Raw genomic sequence first — 23,629 nt, forward strand, 5'->3', positions numbered from 1 at the left:
GGTTCCCCACCTTTACAGTACCCTTGTAAAATATAGTACCCATGTTAAATAAAGTGCCTGAGTTTACAAAATTACAGTTCACGCACGGAGTCACGCTCCACCAGTGTGCTGAGAATGGCGATGTTCTCGGCAGGTTTGCCGGGCTCAGCGATCCGTTTGAGCAGTGTGGCGACAACGGTGCGGCATGAATATTCGATATTCAGATCCATCGTGGTCAAAGCGGGCAGCGAGAAGGCCGAGACCTCGGTATTGCCGCTGCTGAGCACCGACACCTCTCCAGGCACTTTAATGCCCTGCTCCTGAAGCTCACGGATGAGTTCCACCGCGGTGAAATCATGATCGCAGATGAATGCGCTGGGCAATTGGCCTTCCGCAATAAGGCCGGACAGTCTCATGTGAAGAGTATCATCCCGCCCCAGAAAAAGCTTGTCATCCACAGGCACCCCGTGCTCTTCCAATGCAGAGGTGATACCCGTTTTCTTTTCCTTGTTACGGTAGGCACTGGGATCTCCGATGAAACCAATCCGGCGGTGCCCCCGGTCCAGCAGATATTTGCACTGCTTATAGCCGGCGCCCAGGAAGCTGAACCATACGCTGTCGTAGTCGTAGGCTGGCGAATAACCGGTATAGAAAATCAGATTCGGAATCTGCTCATGGATAAACGAGGCGTATTCCAGATTAAATCTGCCGATCAGAATAACCCCGTCGAACTTGAAGCCCCGGCTCAGGCGGTAAGGGAGGATCAGCTTATTCTGATTCTCCTTATCCAGAAACTCGATGCTGTAATCGGTCTCCGCCTTCTGCAAAGCGAGCTCAATCCCTTGTACCATATAGCTGAAATTGCTGTTATCATGCGAATAGGGCTTCTGGTGCAGCACCAGAATTCGGGCAGGCGTATGCTTTTTGGGCTTAATATAGCCCATTTCCGCCGCTTTCCGCACAATGGCCGCCTTCAGCTCGTCGCTGATTCCGGCTTGATTGCTGAGTGCCCGGCTGATCGATACAGGTGAGAGGCCCATGGCCTGGGCGATATGTGTGATCGTTACTTTTTTAGTCTTCAAAAGAATCCCCCGCTTTATCGTGCTGCCGCTGCATATCACTTCCGGCACTGTTATTATAATCATCCATTCAATGGGAATCTACGATAGAAAACGTAAAAAACAACGTAAAAAATAAATTTTTTTAACGTAAATTTGAGGACAATCGTATGCATTCCTTATACGTAAATAATTTTTGACATGAATATGGGGTTTACTGGGAACCGTTTCTGATCTGCTGAGTCTAATTGGGCGAGAGGGGAGAGAGAAGCATGCAAAGTAGAGAGATGCCTTATAGCGTGACCATCGCTCCGTCCATGACCCTGCGGGAAATGATGGAGACTTACGGCCCGGATGTGTGGAACTATGCTTTTTTCTTAACCCGCAGCCGGGAGCAGGCGAGTGACATCAGTCAGGAGGTATTCCTTAAGGCATATAAGAGTGTCGGCAAGTACCGGGGCCAGGCCACTTTGAAAACCTGGCTGCTGACCATCACGCGCAACACCGCGTTCAGCTGGAGGCGGAACAGCTTCTGGCGGAAATTTGCTCCGCTAGGTAATCATCAGAATACTGGAGCAGCCCTGTCTGCTGAAAAAGAGGCCATCGGCAATCAATATGTGAGCCGTATCTGGGAGATCATTATGGAGCTGCCGGATAAGTACAGAGAGGTGCTTGTGCTGGATATTCAGCAGGACTTATCAGTAGCGGAAATGTCCGCTCTGCTCGGTATCGCGCAGGGGACCGTCAAATCCCGGCTGGGCCGGGCCAGAAATAAAGTGAGAACGGCGATAAAGGAGGAAGACCTGTGAAGAGAGAGTACGGGGACGAACAAGTACATGTGATGAGCGGGACGAAGGACTGGTATGACAAAGCTGGACGCAACCCGCTGGCCGAGCCGGGCTTTACACCACAGCTAATGGCGCGGATCGAACAGGCTGCCGAGAAGCGTTCTTCGGGAAAAAGCGGGCAGCGCCAACGGTTCGGGCGTATAGCAGGCTTGGGAGGACTGGCAGCGGTCCTGCTGTTCGGCGTGCTGCTCTGGCCGTTCGGACAATGGGGGGACAGCAATCCGATGGGGCAGCTGGCGGCGATCTTCAACCAAAGTTCTGGTGCAGCGGCAGTTCAGCCTTCGGCATCTCCTGCAGCCACTTCTTCCGCATCGCCGCAATCTTACAATCCGCCGATTGGCTCTGTGGAATTTGAGTTTGGCGGGATGAAGTATTACATGCCGCTGCCTTCGAACAGAGATAAGACAAAAGCGCATGCCATCGAGACATCAGCCGGAATTGTCTGGTCGCCTCCGCCGCCAATGGTAAATTACAGTAAGCCCAAATACACACATCCTACTGAGCCTTACACATTATATCTGTCTCCAAAGGGTCAGCCTGAGCTATCAGAAGCTACGTCTAAGCGGATCTATTCCTTTCCGCTGTATGCGGGAGGTTCGCAGAGCTATTATGAATTAGGCGTAATCTTTGCCGGCGGCGATCATGTGGTTATGACCAGCAGCACATATACGTTAGGCAAGGGCGGAATCAGAACCCCGGTAAAACTCTCAGCCGTTAACGTAACTGCGGCCGCAGCCGGTGAGACCGTTACGCCGGTTGATCTGTTTACTTTGAAGAATGAACACTTCGAATACAGATCTTATCTTGCAATCGATAAAGTGAATGATAATATGTTGCTCGTCTATTATAGCGAAAATAGTCATAACGGTTACGACGTCCATGGCCGGCTATACGACATGGCAACAGGCGGAATTCAGGACGTGGACAGCAAGATCGGCATGGACATTCAGGGGCAGCAGCAGACGGCTACTTATGAAGTGAACGGGACAAAACGTAAAGCGGAAGTAGCGATCCTCCTCGGCCGGAAGTGGTATTCCGACTCCGAATGGCAGAGCATGGTGTACGGACATTGAGTTGCACCAGCCCAAAAAGGAAATTGAGCATTTATGAATTGCGCGAGTTGGAGCTTGGTGCTGCCTTAGATGTCGACTGATGCTGCCCGAGGCTCCGGAGCTGACGCATGCGAGGAGATGCAGGAGGAAGCCCGGTGAGATTACGGGGGACCTCTTCTTTTTGCTCCCAAACCCCTAATTTCCTAAATTATCCAAAATTTCAAGCCCCAACTCCTGATATCCGGATTTTCAGATTTCTAGCCCCCAGCACTTCAGCACCCCAGCTTCTCACATTCTGCGGTTTGCTCCCAAACTCCTATCCCTTACGGACTGTAAAGCGCTTATTATCTCTATTTGGCACATTTGACCACTCTTGCGGACTGGAGTGCGCTTATTGTTTCCCAATTGCGCAGTTTTTGGGTGACTTACAGTGAATAAGAGCACTGGTGCAGTTAGAATAAAAGGTGGACGCCCGTTAACAGACTGGCCGATAATGAGACTAACGGAGGTGTGTTCAATGGGAGAACATCGGCAACGCTATAACGAAGAGTTCAAAAAGCAGACCGTGCAGTTCATTCAAGAGCAAACGAAAACGGTGGCGGATTTGGCGGAAGAACTGAATATCCCCAAAAGCACGCTACATCAGTGGATGAGCCAATACCGGGAACTGAAGTATGAACCGGCAGCCAGCATGGATCGGGTCCGGGAACTCGAAGCCCAGTTGAAAGAAGTGAACCGGTTACTGCAAGAGAAAGAGAGCAAGCTGTCCGATGTAGAGGAAGAACTCGCAATCGTAAAAAAAGCAGTGCACATCTTCAGCAAACCAAGGAACTGAAATTCCAGTTCATGGAGAACCATCGCTCCGAGTTCCGCTTGGAGAAGATGTGCAAAATCCTACAGGTGTCCAGGAGCGGATACTATAAGTGGCGGACAGGATCCCCTTCAACGGCGTATAAGCTTCGAAAAGCGGCGATCCTGAAGCGAATAGACTATCACTTCAAGGATCAGAAGGGGCGATATGGGAGTCCCAAGATCACCCGGCTGCTGCATCAAGAGGGCTTTACCATTACGGAACGTACCGTAAGTGTGTATATGCGGCAAATGAAGCTCCGCTCCATTGTATCCAAGACGTATCGTGTCCAGACTACCAGCTCCAACCCTAACCATCCGATTGCCCCGAATACCTTGAACCAGCAGTTTAAAGTCCTTACACCCAATACAGTATGGGTGACAGACATTACATATATTCCATGCCGTGGGGGCCGGCTGTACCTGGCGAGCGTCATGGATCTGTGTACGCGTGAAATTGTAGGATGGCGTTTATACGACCATATGGAAACCCGTCTGGTCCTGGATGCCTTACAGGATGCCTACACTGCTAAACGGCCGGGAAAAGGACTCTTGCACCACTCGGACCGGGGTTCCCAGTACACCTCTCACGAGTACCGTGACCAATTGAAGGCTTACCACATGGAAGCAAGCATGAGCCGCAAAGGGAACTGCTACGATAACGCCTGTATGGAGTCCTGGCATAGCCTTTTAAAGAAAGAACTCATCTACTGCAATCCGCGTTTCAAAAACAAGGAGCAGGCGTACACGGCTCTTTTTCAATATATTGAGTTTTACTACAACCGCAAGCGAATCCACAGTGCACTAGGGTATCTTTCGCCTGCCCGTTTTGCCGAGCAATTTAACAGAAAATCGGTCGCGTGAACGTCCACTTTGTTGACAGAGGTCCATGGAGTCCGCAAGCACGGCGAAATGATGATTTTTGAGAATATAAGCGCATCTCAGTCCGATCCTATCGTGCTGGCTGCGCTTTTTAGTAAGTTCGCCCTTTGTCTTCTACCTCAAGCCGATCATCAATATCACGCCACTGGCCCATACCGGCCGCCGACCCCAATATCACACCATCTGCTACCCGCAATCACAATCGTAATGTTTCACTGCTAGCCCACTCTCTTTAGCCAATCGCCATCGCCTGCCCGCCGCTAATGCCCCGGCACTATCCACCCAATCGCGAATCGCCTTTCCTAGCCTTCGACACCGCATAGTTCCAATTTTCGCGCCCTCAGCTCAATTCCTCTAGATAATTTACTAAAAAAAAGCTATACTTTTTGGTAATATCAGAAAGTAAAGTTTTTCTCCGTTTATCACTAGGTAATCTTAGTGGTAATGTAACAACTAGATCTGGTTCTATATAGAAGAGTGGGGCGGGGTAAATGAAAAAGCTGACCATAGAAGATGTGGCCCAGAAAGCGGGCGTATCGAAAAGCACAGTTTCGCAATTTTTGAATAAACGGTTCAAATATATGAGTGAAGCGACCAGACAGCGTATCGCTGAGGTTATTGATGAGCTTAACTACCAGCCGAATGGACTGGCCCGCAGCCTGAAGCAGAACCGTACGCATATGGTGGGTATTATTGTGGCCAATATTGATTACTCGCTGTCCATCCAGTGTATCCGGGCGATTGAGAATGAGCTGCAGCGCCACGGAATTCAGGTCATTATCTGCAACGCTGACGAGAATGCGGATAAGGAGAATACTTATGTGGAGACCCTGGTCGCCCGCCAGGTGGACGGTCTGATTATTTTCCCGACCGGAGATCAGCCTGCGCCATACATTAAGCTGATTGAAGCGGAATACCCGCTGGTCTTCATGGACCGGCTGGTAGACGGGATCTCGACCCAGAGCCTGCTGCTCGATAACGAGATGGCGGTGAAGACAGCGGTCAGGGAGCTGACCAAGCACGGGCATGAAGCAGTCGCCATTTTGTCATTGCCGCTTGGCCTGAACGCTATTACCCCGCGCAAAGAGCGGATGAGCGGATACAAAAAGGCTATGGAGGAAGCAGGCCTGCCGCTGCAGGATACCTATATGCGCAGTGTGCCGCGGGAAGAAATCGCCACCGCACTTGATGAGCTGCTGCGGCTTCCCCAGCCGCCGACAGCGCTGATTGCCGCCAATGATCTTGTACTGGGCGAGATCCTTAAGTACGCGAACCGTAATGCCATTGCCATTCCCGGCCAGCTGTCCGTCATCGGGATTGACGATGCTGAGTTCGCCCGGATCTATAATCCGGACATCACTACGATCCGCCAGCCGGCTTATGAGATGGGCATGCAGGCTGCGAAGATTATGCTCTCCCTGATCAACGATGCGGACGGCTCTGTGCCGATTACCTACCGTTTTCCGCCTTCGCTGCAGCAGGGCCAGTCGGTCCGCCCGCCAGTGCTGAAGAAATAAAACGGTTTATAAACGATTGTACCAAAAGGAGCGTCCTTTAAGCCCTGTGGCTTCATGGGGCGCTTCTTTTTTATTGGCTATGTTAAATTCTAATGTTGATATTTAACCATAAGAAAACCGCCTTCGTTGAAAGGCGGTTTATTGCTATCGTTCCCCGTTGAATAAGCACGCTTTCTTTTATTACAGAATATCTTCGTACTGTGCAACGATCACTATGACTCTCGAGTCGATGAAAGATCTTCTTTAGCGAACGGGGAGTATAGTTATATTCTATTTGTTTTTTATTTCCAAACTTTTGATTTCAATGTTAAAATGGAATTAATTTAACTACTAAGGAGTATTGAAAGAATGGACAGAGGTAAAATCGTATTTTTAAACGGTGTTACAAGTGCTGGAAAAACATCAATAGTAGATGCTTTACAGTTAAAATCGAACGAATTTTTTTATGTTGTTGCTAATGACCTTTTTGAAGAAATGATAGGTGAACGTTATCTCCGTGAAGATTATTGGAAGTATTTAAGTGAAGCAATTATCATGATGTATCATACAGCTAAATTATTTTCTGACCATGGGAAAAATGTTCTTATTGATGGCATTATGGTAGAAAGACCTGAGTTGAAACCACATTATGAAAAAGTGAAGAATATATTTTCTGAGCACCCACTATTCATTGTTGAAGTATTTTGCCCTTTAGATATTTGCCGTCAGAGAAATATTGTAAGAGAAAATAGAACTGAAGATCAATCTGAGTGGCAACATAAAATCATGGCAAAAGATATCCAATATAATTGTACTGTCAACACTCATTTAAACACCTCCGAAGAATGTGCAGATTTGATATTAAAAAGTATATTTGCAGAAAAAATATGAATTTCTTTACTCAGAGCCGCACATTCCACTAAAGGGAAACGTTATTTCAATAAACCAACAGTTGTCTAAACTTTATGTATCAGTTTAAGACAGCTGTTGGTTATTATATTGGGTCCCTCAAAACGAGCTCTCTTTTGGAAATCACTAGTGAGCAATATGCGTCAAATGCGACATAAAACCTCCACTTCTCTTGTTCAACTAAATGTCCTGCCCTTTAATTGAATAAAAGCAGCCGATCACATGAATCAGCTGCTTTCTTGGTATTATTGAGCTATCGTTCTCCGTTAGCGCAACTTTTTATAGGGTCGTGGAGTTAATTCAGGTTTCTCTTTTCTCCACCATTGTGACTCATGTCCAAAATAAATAATACACGCCCAGTCTTTCGGATGCTCATGATATCTTAAATCATAATTTTCGGATTCGATATCATCATTCCAGTTGACTCCTTCCCACATATCATTTATCCTGTCGACAGCCTCTTCCTCCGAGATACCAAACTCCTCAATCATGTAGCAGACTATTTCCAAACAGAAACTTTCTGATTCTTGGGTTGTCTTAAAATGAAATCGAACCAACGCATATCTCTCCCCAAAGTGACGTTGCCATCATGTCGTGGTGCTCTCGTTTCCCTTTAGGTTAATGCACCTTTAGAAGAAGTATTGCTTCATGGTTATAATTCTCGAGATCATTTTCTTCATTCAACCAGGTAACTTCCTCCGGTCTTAGCTGATAAAAACGAGCAACAGCTTCTTTACCATCAGGTTCACAAGTAACTACAATATTAAGTTCTTCCCCTGCGAAGTTACGACGGAGTGTCTTTTCCCATACGTCAATTAATTCTAATGCTATAGAGAGGTTCTCCAAGTGCAAGTGGTTTATCGATGTCTCGCAGTCTGTACGGTCTGAGTAAGTTGTTTTATCGAAACTACTCGGTAAATCTCTTGCAAAACAACTAATTAAAATACAGCCATCCCATTCAACAAAATGGGCGTATTCATGGTTATTACTAGCCCCTGAAGGTTTGGTTTTAAGCAATAGTGTAGACATCGCTTCATTAGTTATCATGGTAACCTCCAAGGTAATTGAATGAATAAATGTATTGAACAAACGTTTCCTGTTAGTTGATTAATAAAACGGTACCTTGACATATTTTATTCTAACTGCACTGAGTCCGTTAGGTAAGCGGAATGGCCGGAATCGCCGGAATCGCCGGAATAACGTCTCTCCAGTCCGCAACGATACTGCTTGGGCGTGATGCCGCCATTTCATAGCAGCTGCCGCAATCCCGCTCTGCCAAACAAGGGTGCCCCAAGCCATTAGCCTGGCTCCTGGGCACCCTTGTTTGCTGTATCACACTTCTCTGGGGGAGGCTGTTCTGGCAGCTTCAGATAACTGCCTATTATACGCCAGCGTTCATGAATTTCTCCAGCCCGTCACGGGTTGGAAGCCCATCCATATCACCAGGCGACATTACGGCGAGCGCGCCGATCGCATTGCCGCGCTTCACAGCTTGGGCTACGCTCAGCTTCTCCAGCATGGCGCTGATTACGCCAACGGCGAAGCCGTCTCCGGCGCCGACTGTATCCACAACCTGCTCCACCTTGAAGCCGTCCACATAACCTTCTTCACCGGTGGACGTTTTGTAATAAGCGCCTTCAGGACCGAGCTTGATGACAACCAGGGATACGCCGCGTTCCAGATAATAACCGGCAATCTCTTCCGGAGTATCAAGGCCGGTCAGGATTCTGCCTTCACCGTGTCCCGGCAGGAACCAGTCGCAGCGGGTCGCCAGGTCATTGATGGTATTGACCATGGTTTCTTTGTCCGGCCAGAGGGTCGGGCGCAGATTCGGGTCGAGCGAGACGGTTTTGCCGCGCTGCTTCATGAATTCCATGGCATGCAGCGAGAACTCATGGCAGGAAGCCGAGAGGGCGGAAGAGATACTGGTCACATGCAAATGACCTGCAGAAGCGAAATAATCCTCGTTGAAGTCAGCCAGGCTCAGCTTGGAGGCGGCGGAATTTTTGCGGAAATATTCAACCTTGGGATCTCCGGTCAGCACTTTGGATTTGATCAGCATGCCGGTGGAGAACTCCTTGGTTGTTGTAATGCTGTCCGTATCAATTTTCTCTTTATTCAGCGCCAAGGCGATGAATTGGCCGAAGTTGTCTTCGCCAAGCTTGGTCACATAACCGGTCAGGTGCTCCAGGCGTGACAATCCGATGGCCACATTGCTCTCCGCGCCTGCCAGCGCTTTCGAGAAAGAAGTAACCTCATGCAAGGGGCCGGCTTCATTAGCGTAGAACATGGCCATAGGCTCCCCGAATGTGACTGCATCCAGCTGTTTACTCATTAATAGTTCCTCCTAAAAGAATGAACCCCGTATAAAGGTTTGGGATAGAATATAAATTGAAATTATCACATAAAACGGTTTTGTACAATATGGCATTACTCATTCAGCGGTCCTATTTTATTAGGAAGTTGCGTACCTTAAGCCATAATTCCTTGATATATAAGCTTTTTATACGTTTCCTTAGAGTGTAATTCCGTTGTTCACATAAATATATATTGACTGATGGCAACAATATTATTACTATTTTCTTAGAAGGATAAAGCCTGTTGTTAGTAAATTAGATAAATTAGTTTATCTAAATAAATATTCTTATCAGAATGTACCCAGAGAGGAAGTTTCTAAATGAAGAAAATCAAAGTATTGCAGAACATCACGTCTGTTGGCGTTGTGGCCGTTATCCGCGCGGATAATGCCGATGATGCTTATAAAATGTCGGCAGCCTGTATTGAAGGCGGACTGAACAACATTGAAGTAACTTTCACGACTCCGGATGCGGATGTGGCGATCAAGCGCCTCGTTGCCGAATATGGAAGCCGCGCTGTGATCGGTGCAGGTACAGTACTCGACCCGCTTACCGCAAGAATCGCTATTCTGGCCGGTTCGGAATTTGTAGTCAGCCCTTCTTTTGAAGAAGATACCGCCAAGATGTGTAATCTTTACGGCATTCCTTATATGCCGGGCTGCATGACGCTGAATGAAATGAAGGAAGCCCTGAAGCTGGGCGTGGATGTACTGAAGCTGTTCCCTGGCAGTGCGTTCGGACCGGATTATGTCAAGGCAGTTAAGGGCCCGATGCCGCATGTGAACATTATGCCTACCGGCGGCGTGGATCTGAACAATATGGAGAAGTGGATCAAGAACGGCTGTATCGCTGTCGGCATCGGGGGTAACCTGACTGCACCGGCCAAAGAAGGCCGTTATGACCAAATCACAGAACTGGCTGCGCAGTATGTGGCGAAATTCAAAGAGATCCAGGGTCTGTAAGCTGGCAGAGCCGTTCGCGGATCTGAAGCTTTATACCATGTGAAATGCCTTGCCTCTATTGGGCGGGGCATTTTTTTGGTCTACTTGATTTCCCGGATGTGTAAATGATGGAAAAAGGCTGATCAGGGCAATACTTACATCTAGGACTGGGGTGCTGAAGCACCTGCCGAAATTGATGAGCTTTCCTGAAAGGTGATGCCATGCCGGGCGACGATATTCGTAGCAAGCTGTATCCCACTTTGAATATGGAAGAGGCGGAGTATATAGAAATCCGCTCCGCTGTACACGGCTGCAGGGTGACTGCAGGGGCTTTTTATAAGCTGCACCGGAACTATAATCATCCGCAACTTTTTACGCAGGGTGAAGTATATGTGCTTGATGATGATTCCAGAGAGAATTATGCCGTCCTCCTGCTGTGCGCAGCTACACTTTATAAATTATAGGGCAGTCTTCATTCGCGGGGGGTTATCGCGCGGGTCTGCCTGTTTTCCATGTCATTTTTGTAACAAACTTCTATAAAAGAGTATTTGAATGATTGAAGCATCCCCTGTATGCTTAGTAAGGATTATGGACCGGTCTGCGGCAGCCGCAGGAAACGGAAACCAGGTCTTCCTTATGGCGTTATTATCCAAGTTTGGTATTCCAAAAATATTGATTACAGGCTTGCAACAAATTCGCAGTCTTGCGCGTCAGTAAGATTGCATAGAGAGGGGGAACCTTCGTGGTGGAGCAGGGACTCATCAGAGCCGCTCAAGCGGGCGATCGCGACGCTCTAATCACCCTATTGCGAGAAATTGAAGGACATGTGTATAAGACGGCCTTCTACATTCTGCATAATGAACAGGATGCTCTGGATGCATCCCAGGAGGCATTAATCCGGGTGTATACCAAGATCGGCTCCTATGAGGAGAAGGCCCAGTTCAAAACATGGGTTCAGCGGATTGTGACGAACATCTGTATTGACAAGTTCCGGAGAACGAAGCCTACTGTTTCTATCGATGAGCACGAAATGGTGTTCCAGGATAATAAGCATAACGTAGAGCGCGAAGTGATGTCGGGGTACCTGGCAGAGGATATCCGCGAGGCGATCGATCAGCTTCCTGAGCATCACCGGACGGTGATTGTACTCCGGTATTTACAGGATTTTTCTTACAACGAGATTGCAGACTGTCTGGATCTGCCTTTAAACACGGTGAAATCCTACCTGTTCAGGGCCCGGGCACAGCTGCAGAATAGACTTCAGGAGTATCAGAAAGGTGGTGTGTCAGGATGAAGTGCGCGGAGGTGATGGAATGGATGCACCGCTATTTAGATCATGATCTCAGTCAGGAAGAAATGCTTGAAATGTTCCGTCATATCGACGATTGTCCTTCCTGCGCGGAAGTCTTTGACCGGCTGACGATGCTCTCCCGGCAACTGGAGGAGCTACCGGATGTGAAGCCGCCCTTCAGTCTGGTCGACTCTATCCTGCCGCAGCTAGAACAGCTGGACCGCGGCGTCCGGGAGGAGCCTGTTATGGTGGGATCCGAAGATCCCAAGATTGTTCCCTTTACACGTCAAAGCACCCGCGGTAAGAAATCCAAGGGCGCTTCAATAGCAACACGGACAGGCATCGGCGCTGCTGCGGCAGCGGTGATTCTGTTATTCGCTATCTTCAACCTGCCGGAGAGCATGCCGGGTGCGGATATGGATCAGGCGTATAATGCAGCAGGAAGTGAAGCTTCCTCTAAGATGATAACGGGAGCCGCAGACAATGCAGCTCCGGCAGATGCAGGACAGAACAACAGCACTGACGGCGGCGCTGAGATCTTCTTCTCAGAACAAGCCACGGCGGAGCCGAATGCTGAAGAAGATGCTCCTCTGAACAGTACAGGGCCTGCTGCCGGGGATAGTGCGGATGTTGCAGACAATGCTGACGGAGCAGACGCAGGTCCGGCTCCGGCCAAGGAGCCTCCGGCAACGCAAGCTCCTTCCGCCAAACGCAATGCCACAGCACCGCCGGCAGAGAATTCCCGGAAGGCCAGCAGCGGGAATAATGACCGTGCTGCTGATCCGGCTGCCCAGAGCCAGATATTCATGGGCATGGTCCAGGAGGATGCAGCGGCTGATACCGCAGCACCGGAGGAAGGTGCTCCGCAGGACCCGAACGCAGCGGAGCCTGGACCAATCGGTCTGCTGCCTGCGCTGGTAGCTTCCCAGCCTTCATGGTCTTCTCCGGATGGACGTTATACGGCAGAGCTGGCAGGACAGCAGGTTGTGATCTACAGCGCTCCGGCAGGCAGTGCAGAGGGAGGACGGGTTGCGCTGAATTCTCTGCCCATAGAAGGGACGTGGGTCTCCGGCGTGTGGTCGGAAGATAGCAGCCAGTTCACCTATGTAACACAGCTGCAGGATGGTACGCAGGCAACGAAGACATATACGGTTCCGGCAGAGACATCAGCACCGGTTCCTTCCGTTGCTCCATCAGCTTCCGTTTCCCCCCAGTCCAGCCCCGTGATTACTCCGGACGCGGCAACGTCCAATAAATAATCGCGAACTGGAACTTTTTAAGCACCTGCGGAATATGCTAGGGTATGAGGATAGGAATTACTGGATTTGCGAGTATCATCGGTATGACCGGCGGATGGTAAGTTTCTAGAGCTTCCCTCTCCGTCGTTTATATAGATGCGCCGCTGAAACGGAGCAACTTTGGCCCTGGCTGCCGAGGTTGCTCCGTTTTTGTCTATGTTTGCAGGCGTTTTTTTGTTAAAATGTATGAATGTATGTGTTGTACGTTGTACACAACCAGGCAATGAAATGGAAAAGGAAGTGGCGGGATGGATGCCAAAACGGCGGCCAAAGACATCAAACAGGGGAAAATTTCACCGCTGTATGTACTGTATGGCAGCGAGAAATTCCGGATGAATGAATTCACGGCCATGCTGGAGGAACACCTGATAGCCAAAGAGGACCGTGACTTCGCGGTGATTCCCTTCGATCTCTCCGAAACGCCGGTGCAGGCCGTCATAGAAGAAGCAGAGACGGTTCCGTTTATGGTAGAGCGCAAGCTGCTACTGGTAAGGGATGCCGCCCTATTCACGGCAGGTAAGGAGAACACCAAGATTGAACACCGTGTAGAGCTGCTGAGCGATTATATGCAGCACCCTGCCGAATTCAGCGTAATTGTATTTATGGTGAATAATGACAAGCTGGATGAACGCAAAAAAATCGTCAAAACCGCCAAGGCCTCCGGCACCGTCTTAGCCTTCAATCCGCTGGGTGCGGAAGAGCTGCTGCGCTGGGTGGAAAAGGGCTTCCGCGACCGGGGCTGTACGGCTGCTCCGGGCACAGCTGAGGTGCTCATTGCAAGTGCCGGAACCAGCCTGCAGGGCCTGTCGGCTGAGATGGACAAGCTGTGTCTGTTCGCGGGTACTGGCGGTAAGGTAGATGCTGCAGCAGTAGAGAGTCTGGTCCACCGCGGCACGGAGCAGAACATATTTACGCTGGTGGAGGATATTGCGAATCTGCGCCTCGATAAGGCACTCAATACACTCTATGAGCTGCTGAAGCAGCGGGAGGAGCCGATCAAGATCGCGGCACTGATTGCGCGGCAGTTCAGGATCATCCTGCAGGTCAAGGATCTGTCCGGTCTGAGCTATTCGCAAGGGCAGATTGCCTCCCAGCTCGGGCTGCACCCGTATGCAGTCAAGCTTGCGGGAGAGCAGGCCCATAAGTTCGGCAGTCAGCGTCTACGGCAGATTCTCAGCATACTGGCCGATCTTGATTATCAGATGAAGACAGGCGCAATTGATAAAGTGCTGGGGCTGGAGATGTTTATGCTTCGTCTTGGCGTGTAATCAGGTACAGGTTAGGGTAGCCCAAGAGCCTGTCCGCTCCGTATGAATGCGGGTGGACAGGCTCTTGGGGTGTTCCGGTATATGAAAAAAGAGCACAAAAAAACCTAACCGTATGCAGCATAGCGGTCAGGTTCTTCAAGTGCTCGTTATGATTGTCGCCCGTGGCTTAAGCTTGAGCCTTCAGAGCGTTCAATTTCTTAGCCAAGCGGGATTTTTTGCGGGCAGCCGCATTTTTATGAACCAGGCCTTTAGTTACAGCCTTGTCCAGCTTTTTGGAAGCAGCTTGGAAAGCAGCGTGAGCAGTTTCCACTTCCGTACCTGTCAGTGCTACATCAGCAGTTTTCACAGCTGTACGAAGCGCGGACTTCTGGGAAGCGTTCAGTGCACGGCGTTTCTCGATCGTCTTGACGCGTTTAACCGCGGATTTGATATTTGGCATTGCATTCACCTCCTGGAAGACATTCGAAATCATCATATGATTCACAACTTAAAATAGTTTAGCATGAAGGGTAGCAAAAAGCAACACTAAAAGCTTTTGAATTATAGCACCGGGGATTGTATAAACAGCGGCTTTCTCTCGCACACTATCGGCAATATGCTTAAGGAGGCTGAACTAATAATGGAACTGGATCTTCAGCTGTATTCGGTACGAACGGATTTGGCAGTGGAAGCAAAGGAAATGGCTCAGGCGCGGTCCAATGTGCCCATTCCCGGCGTCAATGAAGAAGTGCAAGAAGCAGATGGCATCAAGGTTACCCGGCTTGCTGTAGCAGACAATGCCGGTTCCCAGGCGATCGGACGGGCCATCGGCAACTACGTGACGCTGGAGGTTCCTGCACTGCGCGGAGGCGATACCGGCCTGCAGCAGAAGGTTTCCACTGTGTTTGCCCGTGAATTTGAGCATTTTCTGGACAGGATCGGCATTAACCGGAACTCCTCCGTACTTATTGTGGGGCTTGGCAACTGGAATGTAACTCCGGACTCTCTTGGGCCGCTGGTCGTAGAGAATTCGCTGATTACCCGGCAGTTCTATGAACTGGTTCCTGATCAGGTCTCCCCCGGCTACCGGAATGTGAGTGCGATTGCCCCTGGTGTGCTCGGCCTGACCGGCATTGAGTCCAGTGAGGTTGTACAAGGGATTGTAGACCGTACGAAGCCGGATGTGATTATAGCCATTGATGCCCTGGCCTCCCGTTCGCTGGAAAGAATCAATACAACGATCCAGATTGCCGATATCGGCATCCATCCGGGTTCAGGCATCGGCAACAAACGGCGGGGTCTGACCAAGGAGGTGCTAGGTGTTCCCTGCATCGCCATCGGTGTCCCTACTGTCTGCTACGCCTCTACCATCGTCAACAACGTGCTGGAGATGATGAGCAATCATTTCGGGAATATGGAAGGCGGCGGTGCCCATACCAAAGAGATTATGGGCTTGCTGGATGATATCTCCGAGCAGGAGCGGCTGGCGCTGGTTAAGGAAGTGCTTGAACCGCTGGGGCATGACCTGATCGTCACCCCCAAGGAGATCGACGAGTTCATTGAAGAGATCGCCAATATTGTCGCCAGTGGACTCAACGCTGCACTGCATGAAGCGGTAGATCCGGGCAATGTTGGAGCCTATACTCACTAATCTGCACCGTTCTTCATAGGCCCGCACAGTCTGCCGCAAGGCAGCACTGCCTGCGGGTCTTCTCTATGTCCTCTCATTCTAAGGTTCTAGCATTACTCTTTCGCTCATAGATTTGGAGTATGAGAGATTACAGAGGGCTTAGAGGAGGACATAACAATCATGAACAGAAAATGGTTTCAGCTATGGAATATTGGCCGGCTGCGGGGAAGGCTGCTAGATGTTCTGTCGCTGGGGAGAACGATGCTGCTGCTGGCCGGAGGTTCACTTGTATTTTTCATGCTGCTTGGAGCCGGCGGATTGGCCGGACAGAAGCTGAACTCTTCACCCATTCCCTCTATGAAGGGCTTGGCTGCATCACTCTCCAGCGGCTTCTTCATGGAGCTGCTGGGCATGGAGGTTCCGCATTTGCCGCAGGGTGAGGAGCCTTCAGCATTCTCGGGCGACAAGGTCACCTCCTTCGTATTCCGGCTGCTTACCAGTGTGGACCCGGGCGATCCCAAGAGTCTGGTATCGCGTGAGATGCCCGGCCTTGCAGCAGATGATCCCTTCCTGCTCCGGGAAGGCTCCGGGGGGACAGGTACCGCGGGGGCGCCTGCGGATTATCATCCCGGTGTCGATGAGTTAGCGGCTGGTGGGGAATCGGGAACCAGTGCTGATCCGGGAACGGACCTGGGCCCAGGCACAGAGGCGGGGACCAATGATCCGCCTGCCGGAGGCGAAACGGACAACCCGGGCCGAGAAGTTGTGCAGCCGGAGGCTACGCCTGCACCGGATTCAGGCGGTACGGTTACAGACCCTGGTGAGAGTGAAGGTTATTCCGGGAGCGGAGATGCGGAGAACGGTACCGGGGATACCTCGATCAAACGTATCCTAATCTATCATTCCCATCCCCGTGAGGCCTATAATCCTCTGCTTGGCGCAGTAAGCGATAATCCAAGCTCTGCGGTTCCTTCCAAGAATGTAATGCTGGTAGGATCATATATTGCCAAGCGGCTGGAAGCCCGTGGGATAGGAACTGTCCATGCACAGGAGGATTACGCCACGGAGGTGCCGGATTATAACTGGAACTTCTCCTATAAATATTCACGAATGACTGTTAAATCGGCGATGGCCGCCAATCAGGAAATGAGCGAGCTGATCGATATCCACCGCGACTCGCAGCGGCATGGCAAAACCACTGCAGAAATTAACGGTAAAAATTATGCGCAGGTGTATTTCATCCTCGGGCATGCGAATAAGAATTGGAAGCAAAATGAGGCCTTCGCCAATCAGATTCATCAGCTGCTGGAGAAAAATTATCCGGGAGTATCCCGTGGCATATGGGGGAAATCCTCAGGAAACGGGAATAATGGGGAGTATAACCAGACACTATCCCCGAACAGCGTGCTGATTGAGGTAGGCGGAATCGATAATTCTGCCGAAGAGCTGAAGCGGACAGCAGATATTCTGGCAGATGCCATCGCTGATGTGTACTGGGCCAGCCGGGATGCAGAGAAAGCGGCGGCGCCTGAACAGGGCGATGTCAAACTGGAGGGCACGAGCGCGAAGACATCCGCAGGCGGTGCTTCCTAAGCTAATTCACTTGAAAAAGGAGCGGAGAATATGACGCGGTTCGGTAAAAAGCTGGTCATGGTCGGGATATGGGCGGGAGTCGGGCTTCTGGTGGGTCTGCAATTCGGCGGGGGCAGCGGTTCAGGAGTCTCCGGCGTGCTGCCGGGCTGGAACACTATGGCCGGGAATACTTCTTCGGCCGGTGGACAGCTCCAGGCTGGGCAGAGCAGTACAGCGGGAGCCGCGTCTCTTCCGGCCGCGGGTAGGGCTCAGGGCGGGCAAGCCTATGTGTATGTGCCGGTTGTCATTGATCCGGCTACCGGGGCCTACAAGGTACTGCCTGTGCAGCAGCCAGTTGCAGCTGGTACGGATACAGCAGCCGGCACGGGGAGCCTTCCGCAGCAGGAAGTGAAGGACTACACTACCCTCAGTCCTGAGCAGATTCTGATTCCTGAGGAACAGAAGCCGACCGTAGATGTGCTCGCGGACAAGACGGCCGGCCTGCTGCAGCAGGCTTCGCAGAAAAGCATCCGCTGGGTAGTCTCCCTCTTCGATTCATCGGAGGAGTGAAGGGGGCCCGTGTGCAGCCGGACAGACTTTGGAGGTTAATATATCATTATGCAACGGTTGCCGCTGAATTGGAGCGTGCAGCCGTTCTTTTTTACGGATTCTCCTGTGATTTTTGGCTGCCCCGGGTGTTTCTTTATTTTCCCGCAGCTGGCGGGATTGATGGGTGAAGCCCGTACTGTTATAATAAGAGGATTAACATTAGGCTGTCTGTGGGGGTAAGGAATGACTGACGTTCAGAAACGACAACAACAAATTCGCAATTTCTCGATTATTGCACATATAGACCATGGCAAATCGACACTGGCTGACCGCATTCTGGAGTATACAGGTGCGCTCACTTCGCGTGAAATGCAGGAGCAGGTACTCGACCAAATGGATCTGGAGCGCGAACGCGGCATCACCATTAAGCTGCAGGCTGTACGCCTGACCTATCGTGCCGACGATGGACAGGATTATTATCTGAATCTGATTGATACACCGGGGCATGTCGATTTCACCTATGAGGTATCCCGAAGTCTTGCCGCCTGCGAAGGCGCACTGCTGGTAGTGGATGCAGCGCAGGGGATTGAAGCCCAGACCCTGGCTAACGTGTATCTGGCACTCGATAACAATCTGGAGATTCTTCCGGTGCTCAACAAGATTGACCTTCCGAATGCCGACCCTGACCGGGTGAAGCAGGAGATTGAGGATGTAATCGGGCTGGATACGAGCGAAGCGGTTCTGGCTTCCGCCAAAGCCGGCATCGGCATTAAGGAGATTCTGGAGCAGGTCGTTAAGCAGGTTCCGGCGCCGACAGGCAACTCCGAAGAACCGCTCAAGGCTCTGATCTTCGATTCCCACTATGACCCGTACAAAGGCGTTATCGTCTATGTCCGCGTTATGGACGGAAGTATCCGTGCCGGTTCCAAGATTAAGATGATGGCAACCGACAAGACCTTTGAAGTTATCGAAGTCGGGGCATTCATGCCGCGTATGACCATTGTGCCTGAGCTGAACATCGGCGATGTCGGGTTCATTGTGGCCGGGATTAAGCATGTTGGCGACACGCGTGTCGGTGACACGGTAACGGATGCCAAGAATCCGACGCTTGAACCGCTGCCGGGCTACCGCAAGATCAATCCGATGGTCTATTGTGGTCTGTATCCGATTGAGACCTCTGATTATAATGATCTGCGTGAAGCGCTGGAGAAGCTGCAGCTGAACGATGCTTCCCTTAGCTTCGAGCCGGAAAGCTCCAGTGCTCTGGGCTTTGGCTTCCGTTGCGGCTTCCTTGGACTGCTGCACATGGAGATCATTCAGGAGCGGATTGAGCGCGAGTTCAATCTGCCGCTGATTACTACAGCACCAAGCGTTATTTACCGCATCAAGCTGACTAACGGTGAGACCATTCAGATCGACAATCCGTCGCATTATCCGGAGATCGGGACGATTGACTTCATTGAAGAGCCATATGTGAAGGCAGGAATTATTGTACCGAACGACTTCGTGGGTACAGTTATGGAGCTATGCCAGAACAAACGCGGCGAATTCGTTAACATGGAGTATCTGGATACGAACCGTGTAACCATTACGTATGAGATTCCGCTGTCCGAGATTGTCTATGACTTCTTCGATCAGCTGAAATCGGGAACAAAGGGTTATGCTTCCTACGATTATGAGATTTCCGGGTACCGCCAGTCGAATCTGGTGAAGATGGATATCCTGCTCAACAATGAGCAGGTCGATGCATTGTCCTTCATCGTTCACCGCGACCGCGCTTATAACCGCGGCCGGGTCATCTGCGAGAAGCTGCGCGGCATTATCCCGCGCCAGATGTTCGAGGTGCCGATCCAGGCATCCGTCGGTACGAAGGTGGTTGCGCGCGAGACCGTTAAGGCGATGCGCAAGAACGTACTGGCCAAATGCTACGGCGGTGACATTTCGCGTAAGCGGAAGCTGCTGGAGAAGCAGAAGGAAGGTAAGAAGCGCATGAAGCAAGTCGGCAGCGTAGAGGTGCCGCAGGAAGCGTTCATGGCTGTGCTTCAGATTGAGTAGCAGTGTGCAAGCTCCTTGGAGCTGACAGCTGGGTTATAGACCTGCAAGGGAAGCCGTAGGGCTTCCCTTTTCTGGGAATATTATATTTCCCGGAGGAACAGGATTAAGATAATAATCATCGCTTATTTCTCGCAGAAACGGGTGCCGTCCTAAGCAGGGCGGCGCAGCCGTTTCTTCTTACTTTTCAGCAGCAGAGGCTGCAAACAGCTTTTACATTAAATAGAACAAAGGAGACAGCTATGAACACAGCACACAATGGCCGTCCCCCTGAGGCCGTATATATTCATATCCCCTTTTGCACCAATAAGTGCTTCTACTGTGATTTCAATTCCTATGTCCTGAAGGATCAGCCGGTCATGGAGTATCTGTATGCCCTTGACCGTGAGATGGAGTTGACCGTGAAGAACACGCCTCCCGGTGTAATCAAGACCATTTTTGTCGGCGGCGGTACGCCTACAGTGCTTAAACCGGATGAGATGGCCTATTTCCTGCAATCGGTCCGCAGACACTTCCCGCAATGGGATGAGAATATCGAGTTCTCTATGGAAGCTAATCCCGGCACTACCGATATAGATAAGCTCAGAGTAATGAAGGAAGGCGGCGTCAACCGGGTCAGCTTCGGCGTTCAGGCGTTCCAGAACGAGCTGCTGAGCGGAATCGGCCGCATTCATGATGTGGATGATGTCTACCGCAGTCTGGAGAATGCCCGCGCGGCCGGGCTTGATAATCTTTCGCTGGATCTGATGTTCGGCCTGCCGAACCAGACGGTGGATATGCTGAGAGAGAGCATCGACAAGGCGCTGGCGCTGGATCTTCCCCACTATTCTATCTATAGTCTTAAGGTTGAGGAGAACACGCTGTTCCACACCCTATTTAATAAGAACAAACTTCCCCTGCCGAATGAAGAGGATGAGCTGGCGATGTATCTGCTGCTTATGTCCACCATGGAGGCTGCGGGTTATACGCAATATGAGATCAGTAATTTTGCCAAGCCGGGGCTGGAGAGCCGCCACAATATTACCTACTGGCGCAACGAGGATTATTATGGCCTCGGTGCCGGGGCGCACGGATATGTGGGCCGCCAGCGGCATATGAATATCAAGGGCGTTAATCCGTATAATGAGGCTACGCGCAGCGGGCTGCCCCGTCTGGACAGCTTCCCTATCTCTGAGCAGGAGGCGATGGAGGATTTCATGATGGTCGGCCTGCGGATGCGCGAAGGGGTGTCGGATACGGCATTCCGCTCACAATTCGGGAAGTCGCTGGAGGATATTTTTGCAGGATCGCTGCATAAAATGCTTAAGGCCGGGCTGCTGGAGCAGGCCGGGGACACCTATCGTCTGAGCAAGCAGGGAATCCTGTTCGGCAACGATGTATTTGGAGAATTTGTCGGTGCTTTGACAGAAGTTTAATTTTAAAATACCCCTTGAATTGTAATTCACTCTGTTGTATATTTATTCATATTAACAACGAGGGGTGAGTCAAAGTGCTTGTCAAAACGGATGTGTTCCGCCAGTCTTCTCCTGCGGGAGATGAGCAAGTGATATGCAGAAATGCTACAGTGGAGGATGTAGAGCCGCTGTATCTGATGATAGAGGAATACGCTCAGCGCGGAATTATGCTGCCCCGTTCCAGGCAAGCACTGGCCCGCCAGATCGATCAGTTCGTGATTGCCGAAATCGGCGGCAGATTTATCGGCTGCGGATCCTTGTTCAGACTCGGAAACGACCTCGTAGAGGTACGTTCGATCGGTCTGCGCGATGAAGGCAAGGGCAAAGGCGTAGGCTCGATGATTCTGGAGAAGCTGACCGAAGAAGCCAGACGCCAGAAAATTCCGAAGATTATGGCTTTGACCTATGCTGTGGATTTCTTCCTCAGAAACGGCTTCGATGTGGTGGAGAAGGAGATTTTCCCCGAGAAGGTTTGGACAGATTGCGTGAACTGCAAGAAGCAGCATGCCTGCGATGAAATCGCTGTGCTGAAGAGATTGGATTAACCCGGGGGCCACAGGTTCTGCGGCAACCTATATAATAAGAAACCACTGCCTACGGATCGGAACCTGGGACTGACCCCATAACGTGAGACAAATCAAAACACCTACAAGAAAATGAAACCCTGTCGTAAGATAGGGAGATAATCTTGGAGGTGTTTTTGCGTTGGCAACGAGAGTGAGTTACCCGGTAGAAATCAAAATGAAAGCCATTGAGATGAGGTTGGCAGGAGTTCCGGTCAGAGAGGTTATGGAGGAGCTAGGGATACGGAATAACACACAGTTAAAGACATGGATGAGGTGGTATCGAAAAGGCGAAGTGCATCGTCTGGAGCAGCCCGTGGGCAAACAGTACAGCTACGGAAAAGGTCCAGAACACTCTACGGAGCTGGAAAGAGTAAAGGCGGAGAATCGTTTCTTAAAGCAGCAACTAGACGTGCTAAAAAAGTACAGGGAACTGGAAAGGAGGTGGAACCGCAAGTCGTTATTACCTGGATCGAGTCCATTCGAGAAGAAGTAACGGTGAAAGAGGCTTGCGCATGGCTTGGGATTGCAAGAGCCACATACTACCGCTGGAAAGCCGCAGTAGAAACCGAGCCTTCAGAGTCTATAGCGGAGAAGATAAGGCAGCTTTGCGTACAGCATAAATTCCGATATGGGTACCGGAAAATCACCGCACTCCTTCGGGCAGAAGAACCCATAAACCACAAACGAGTTCAACAGATTATGCAGCGTGAAGGGCTACAATGCCGTGTAAGGAGGAAGAAACGTAAGGCCCCGGGGCAGCCAGCACATCCAGCAGAAAATCTGCTGAAGCGGCAATTTCATGCAGAGGGGCATCTGCAAAAGCTCGTCACGGACATTACCTATTTACCGTTTGGAGGGAAGATGTTGTATCTCTCGAGCATTCTGGACCTATACAATGGGGAGATTGTAGCTTACAGTATAGCGGACAAGCAAGACACATCTTTAGTGTTGCATACACTGAATCAACTTCCAAAACGGGCAAATATGCTGCTTCATAGCGACCAGGGCAGTGTATATACGTCTCAGATGTACCAGACTGCAGTCAAAGGAAAAGGCATTACCATGAGCATGTCCCGCAAGGGAACGCCCGCCGATAATGCCCCCATCGAATCGTTTCATTCCACCCTAAAGTCTGAAACGTTCTACCTCGAAGATCTCATGTGTACAACGACGGCAATCGTTGAACAGACCGTTCGAGACTACATCACTTACTATAACTCAATTCGGATTCAGGCGAAACTAAATAACCAGTCACCGGTGGATTTCCGGCGACTGGCTGCTTGAACTTGCAGGGTGTTTTGATCCCTGTCTCACGAACGGGGGGCAGTCCCCCTCCGGGGGGGAGTGGTTTTTTTGCGCGGATATGTGGATGTTACACTTCACTCTATATAGTGAATATTTGGATCTGTGCTGCTGTTGTCGCAAGAACTTCTCGATGAGAAATCCTGCACATTATACAACATTTACCTCATAATCTTGCCCATAATCCGAAATTGTTGTACGAAAGGCAACAATCCTCCGCCTTCAAGCGCTTCAGCGGGACAATTCCTGTATTTCGTACAACAATCCGCCTAAACACCTGCCTATCTAAGAGTCCAA

At 50.5% G+C, this 23,629-nt stretch carries 24 protein-coding genes; 18 read left to right on the plus strand and 6 right to left on the minus strand.

The window, feature by feature from the left end; translation table 11 throughout:
- Positions 1–71: 71 nt before the first annotated feature.
- Positions 72–1,061: a LacI family DNA-binding transcriptional regulator gene (locus tag MKZ24_RS12645; protein WP_340783426.1), complete on the minus strand. Its 990-nt coding sequence runs from the start codon at positions 1,059–1,061 to the stop codon at positions 72–74.
- A gap of 248 nt (positions 1,062–1,309) precedes the next feature.
- On the opposite strand from MKZ24_RS12645, the gene MKZ24_RS12650 reads away from it, so the two are divergent.
- From MKZ24_RS12650 to MKZ24_RS12675, 6 genes are all read left to right on the plus strand, one after another.
- Positions 1,310–1,846, plus strand: coding sequence for an RNA polymerase sigma factor (locus tag MKZ24_RS12650; protein WP_052416673.1), 537 nt, complete (start codon positions 1,310–1,312; stop codon positions 1,844–1,846).
- Positions 1,843–2,958 carry a hypothetical protein gene (locus MKZ24_RS12655; RefSeq protein ID WP_340783431.1) on the plus strand — a complete coding sequence of 372 codons (1,116 nt, stop codon included), beginning with the start codon at positions 1,843–1,845 and terminating at the stop codon, positions 2,956–2,958. The genes MKZ24_RS12650 and MKZ24_RS12655 overlap by 4 nt, the downstream gene beginning before the upstream one ends.
- 496 nt (positions 2,959–3,454) lie before the next feature.
- Positions 3,455–3,772 carry a transposase gene (locus MKZ24_RS12660; protein ID WP_340783434.1) on the plus strand — a complete coding sequence of 106 codons (318 nt, stop codon included), beginning with the start codon at positions 3,455–3,457 and terminating at the stop codon, positions 3,770–3,772.
- An 11-nt stretch (positions 3,773–3,783) separates the two neighbouring features.
- Positions 3,784–4,650: an IS3 family transposase gene (locus MKZ24_RS12665; RefSeq protein ID WP_340783437.1), complete on the plus strand. Its 867-nt coding sequence runs from the start codon at positions 3,784–3,786 to the stop codon at positions 4,648–4,650.
- A 509-nt stretch (positions 4,651–5,159) separates the two neighbouring features.
- Positions 5,160–6,185 (plus strand): LacI family DNA-binding transcriptional regulator, encoded by a 1,026-nt coding sequence (locus MKZ24_RS12670; protein ID WP_340783440.1) that lies wholly within the window; start codon positions 5,160–5,162, stop codon positions 6,183–6,185.
- Between the two features lie 348 nt (positions 6,186–6,533).
- A complete protein-coding gene (locus MKZ24_RS12675; protein ID WP_042238627.1) occupies positions 6,534–7,055 on the plus strand; it encodes a phosphotransferase-like protein in 522 nt (173 codons plus the stop codon).
- A 284-nt stretch (positions 7,056–7,339) separates the two neighbouring features.
- Here MKZ24_RS12675 and MKZ24_RS12680 read toward each other — a convergent pair whose 3' ends face one another.
- The 4 genes from MKZ24_RS12680 to MKZ24_RS12695 all read right to left on the minus strand — a co-directional run bounded on the left by MKZ24_RS12680 (position 7,340) and on the right by MKZ24_RS12695 (position 9,408).
- Complete coding sequence (locus MKZ24_RS12680; protein WP_156123315.1) at positions 7,340–7,564, minus strand: hypothetical protein; 225 nt, start codon at positions 7,562–7,564, stop codon at positions 7,340–7,342.
- A 127-nt stretch (positions 7,565–7,691) separates the two neighbouring features.
- Complete coding sequence (locus tag MKZ24_RS12685; RefSeq protein WP_340783445.1) at positions 7,692–8,120, minus strand: hypothetical protein; 429 nt, start codon at positions 8,118–8,120, stop codon at positions 7,692–7,694.
- 109 nt (positions 8,121–8,229) lie between these two features.
- Complete coding sequence (locus MKZ24_RS12690) at positions 8,230–8,352, minus strand: hypothetical protein (protein WP_269322077.1); 123 nt, start codon at positions 8,350–8,352, stop codon at positions 8,230–8,232.
- 102 nt (positions 8,353–8,454) lie between these two features.
- The gene (locus MKZ24_RS12695; RefSeq protein ID WP_042238622.1) at positions 8,455–9,408 is read right to left on the minus strand and encodes a sugar kinase; all 954 of its coding nucleotides are present in this window, start codon (positions 9,406–9,408) and stop codon (positions 8,455–8,457) included.
- 342 nt (positions 9,409–9,750) lie between these two features.
- Between MKZ24_RS12695 and MKZ24_RS12700 the strand changes: the two genes are divergently transcribed.
- The 5 genes from MKZ24_RS12700 (at position 9,751) to holA (ending at position 14,228) form a co-directional block, all read left to right on the plus strand.
- Positions 9,751–10,392, plus strand: a complete 642-nt coding sequence (locus MKZ24_RS12700) for a bifunctional 2-keto-4-hydroxyglutarate aldolase/2-keto-3-deoxy-6-phosphogluconate aldolase (RefSeq protein ID WP_042238620.1) — start codon at positions 9,751–9,753, stop codon at positions 10,390–10,392.
- A 200-nt stretch (positions 10,393–10,592) separates the two neighbouring features.
- Positions 10,593–10,835 (plus strand): hypothetical protein, encoded by a 243-nt coding sequence (locus MKZ24_RS12705; RefSeq protein ID WP_042238617.1) that lies wholly within the window; start codon positions 10,593–10,595, stop codon positions 10,833–10,835.
- A gap of 278 nt (positions 10,836–11,113) precedes the next feature.
- On the plus strand, positions 11,114–11,665 hold the full coding sequence (locus tag MKZ24_RS12710; protein ID WP_039309588.1) for an RNA polymerase sigma factor: 552 nt from the start codon (positions 11,114–11,116) through the stop codon (positions 11,663–11,665).
- Positions 11,662–12,921: a zf-HC2 domain-containing protein gene (locus MKZ24_RS12715; protein ID WP_340783454.1), complete on the plus strand. Its 1,260-nt coding sequence runs from the start codon at positions 11,662–11,664 to the stop codon at positions 12,919–12,921. Before MKZ24_RS12710 ends, MKZ24_RS12715 begins: the two co-directional genes overlap by 4 nt.
- 287 nt (positions 12,922–13,208) lie before the next feature.
- Entirely contained in the window at positions 13,209–14,228 is a 1,020-nt protein-coding gene (gene holA, locus MKZ24_RS12720; RefSeq protein WP_340783456.1) for a DNA polymerase III subunit delta, read from the plus strand.
- Positions 14,229–14,394: 166 nt separating this feature from the next.
- Here holA and rpsT read toward each other — a convergent pair whose 3' ends face one another.
- A complete protein-coding gene (gene rpsT, locus MKZ24_RS12725; protein WP_039309591.1) occupies positions 14,395–14,667 on the minus strand; it encodes a 30S ribosomal protein S20 in 273 nt (90 codons plus the stop codon).
- A gap of 180 nt (positions 14,668–14,847) precedes the next feature.
- On the opposite strand from rpsT, the gene gpr reads away from it, so the two are divergent.
- The 7 genes from gpr to MKZ24_RS12760 all read left to right on the plus strand — a co-directional run bounded on the left by gpr (position 14,848) and on the right by MKZ24_RS12760 (position 23,314).
- The gene (gene gpr, locus MKZ24_RS12730; protein WP_340783460.1) at positions 14,848–15,858 is read left to right on the plus strand and encodes a GPR endopeptidase; all 1,011 of its coding nucleotides are present in this window, start codon (positions 14,848–14,850) and stop codon (positions 15,856–15,858) included.
- 159 nt (positions 15,859–16,017) lie between these two features.
- Positions 16,018–17,430 (plus strand): stage II sporulation protein P, encoded by a 1,413-nt coding sequence (locus tag MKZ24_RS12735; RefSeq protein WP_340783462.1) that lies wholly within the window; start codon positions 16,018–16,020, stop codon positions 17,428–17,430.
- Between the two features lie 30 nt (positions 17,431–17,460).
- Positions 17,461–17,979: a hypothetical protein gene (locus tag MKZ24_RS12740; RefSeq protein ID WP_340783464.1), complete on the plus strand. Its 519-nt coding sequence runs from the start codon at positions 17,461–17,463 to the stop codon at positions 17,977–17,979.
- 222 nt (positions 17,980–18,201) lie between these two features.
- Positions 18,202–20,013 carry a translation elongation factor 4 gene (gene lepA, locus MKZ24_RS12745; RefSeq protein ID WP_340783466.1) on the plus strand — a complete coding sequence of 604 codons (1,812 nt, stop codon included), beginning with the start codon at positions 18,202–18,204 and terminating at the stop codon, positions 20,011–20,013.
- Positions 20,014–20,252: 239 nt separating this feature from the next.
- A complete protein-coding gene (gene hemW / locus MKZ24_RS12750; RefSeq protein WP_340783468.1) occupies positions 20,253–21,425 on the plus strand; it encodes a radical SAM family heme chaperone HemW in 1,173 nt (390 codons plus the stop codon).
- A 74-nt stretch (positions 21,426–21,499) separates the two neighbouring features.
- Complete coding sequence (locus MKZ24_RS12755) at positions 21,500–22,009, plus strand: N-acetyltransferase (RefSeq protein WP_340783469.1); 510 nt, start codon at positions 21,500–21,502, stop codon at positions 22,007–22,009.
- Between the two features lie 160 nt (positions 22,010–22,169).
- Positions 22,170–23,314, plus strand: a protein-coding gene (locus MKZ24_RS12760) for an IS3 family transposase (RefSeq protein ID WP_156123389.1) whose coding sequence is annotated in 2 segments (ribosomal slippage) — positions 22,170–22,443 and positions 22,443–23,314 — 1,146 coding nt in all. Because the reading frame shifts where the segments join, the coding sequence is not laid out codon by codon here.
- Positions 23,315–23,629: the final 315 nt, after the last annotated feature.

The sequence above is a fragment of the Paenibacillus sp. FSL R7-0297 genome (assembly GCF_038009025.1).
In the GTDB taxonomy this organism is placed as follows: Bacteria; Bacillota; Bacilli; order Paenibacillales; family Paenibacillaceae; genus Paenibacillus_AQ.

Bases quoted from the DNA above. Each gene is read 5' to 3' on its own strand.
- MKZ24_RS12650 (WP_052416673.1), top strand. From the start codon at position 1,310: ATGCAAAGTAGAGAGATGCCTTATAGCGTGACCATCGCTCCGTCCATG.
- MKZ24_RS12660 (WP_340783434.1), top strand. From the start codon at position 3,455: ATGGGAGAACATCGGCAACGCTATAACGAAGAGTTCAAAAAGCAGACC.
- MKZ24_RS12665 (WP_340783437.1), top strand. From the start codon at position 3,784: ATGGAGAACCATCGCTCCGAGTTCCGCTTGGAGAAGATGTGCAAAATC.
- MKZ24_RS12670 (WP_340783440.1), top strand. From the start codon at position 5,160: ATGAAAAAGCTGACCATAGAAGATGTGGCCCAGAAAGCGGGCGTATCG.
- MKZ24_RS12675 (WP_042238627.1), top strand. From the start codon at position 6,534: ATGGACAGAGGTAAAATCGTATTTTTAAACGGTGTTACAAGTGCTGGA.
- MKZ24_RS12680 (WP_156123315.1), bottom strand. From the start codon at position 7,564: ATGATTGAGGAGTTTGGTATCTCGGAGGAAGAGGCTGTCGACAGGATA.
- MKZ24_RS12685 (WP_340783445.1), bottom strand. From the start codon at position 8,120: ATGATAACTAATGAAGCGATGTCTACACTATTGCTTAAAACCAAACCT.
- MKZ24_RS12695 (WP_042238622.1), bottom strand. From the start codon at position 9,408: ATGAGTAAACAGCTGGATGCAGTCACATTCGGGGAGCCTATGGCCATG.
- MKZ24_RS12700 (WP_042238620.1), top strand. From the start codon at position 9,751: ATGAAGAAAATCAAAGTATTGCAGAACATCACGTCTGTTGGCGTTGTG.
- MKZ24_RS12705 (WP_042238617.1), top strand. From the start codon at position 10,593: ATGCCGGGCGACGATATTCGTAGCAAGCTGTATCCCACTTTGAATATG.
- MKZ24_RS12715 (WP_340783454.1), top strand. From the start codon at position 11,662: ATGAAGTGCGCGGAGGTGATGGAATGGATGCACCGCTATTTAGATCAT.
- holA (WP_340783456.1), top strand. From the start codon at position 13,209: ATGGATGCCAAAACGGCGGCCAAAGACATCAAACAGGGGAAAATTTCA.
- rpsT (WP_039309591.1), bottom strand. From the start codon at position 14,667: ATGCCAAATATCAAATCCGCGGTTAAACGCGTCAAGACGATCGAGAAA.
- gpr (WP_340783460.1), top strand. From the start codon at position 14,848: ATGGAACTGGATCTTCAGCTGTATTCGGTACGAACGGATTTGGCAGTG.
- MKZ24_RS12735 (WP_340783462.1), top strand. From the start codon at position 16,018: ATGAACAGAAAATGGTTTCAGCTATGGAATATTGGCCGGCTGCGGGGA.
- MKZ24_RS12740 (WP_340783464.1), top strand. From the start codon at position 17,461: ATGACGCGGTTCGGTAAAAAGCTGGTCATGGTCGGGATATGGGCGGGA.
- lepA (WP_340783466.1), top strand. From the start codon at position 18,202: ATGACTGACGTTCAGAAACGACAACAACAAATTCGCAATTTCTCGATT.
- hemW (WP_340783468.1), top strand. From the start codon at position 20,253: ATGAACACAGCACACAATGGCCGTCCCCCTGAGGCCGTATATATTCAT.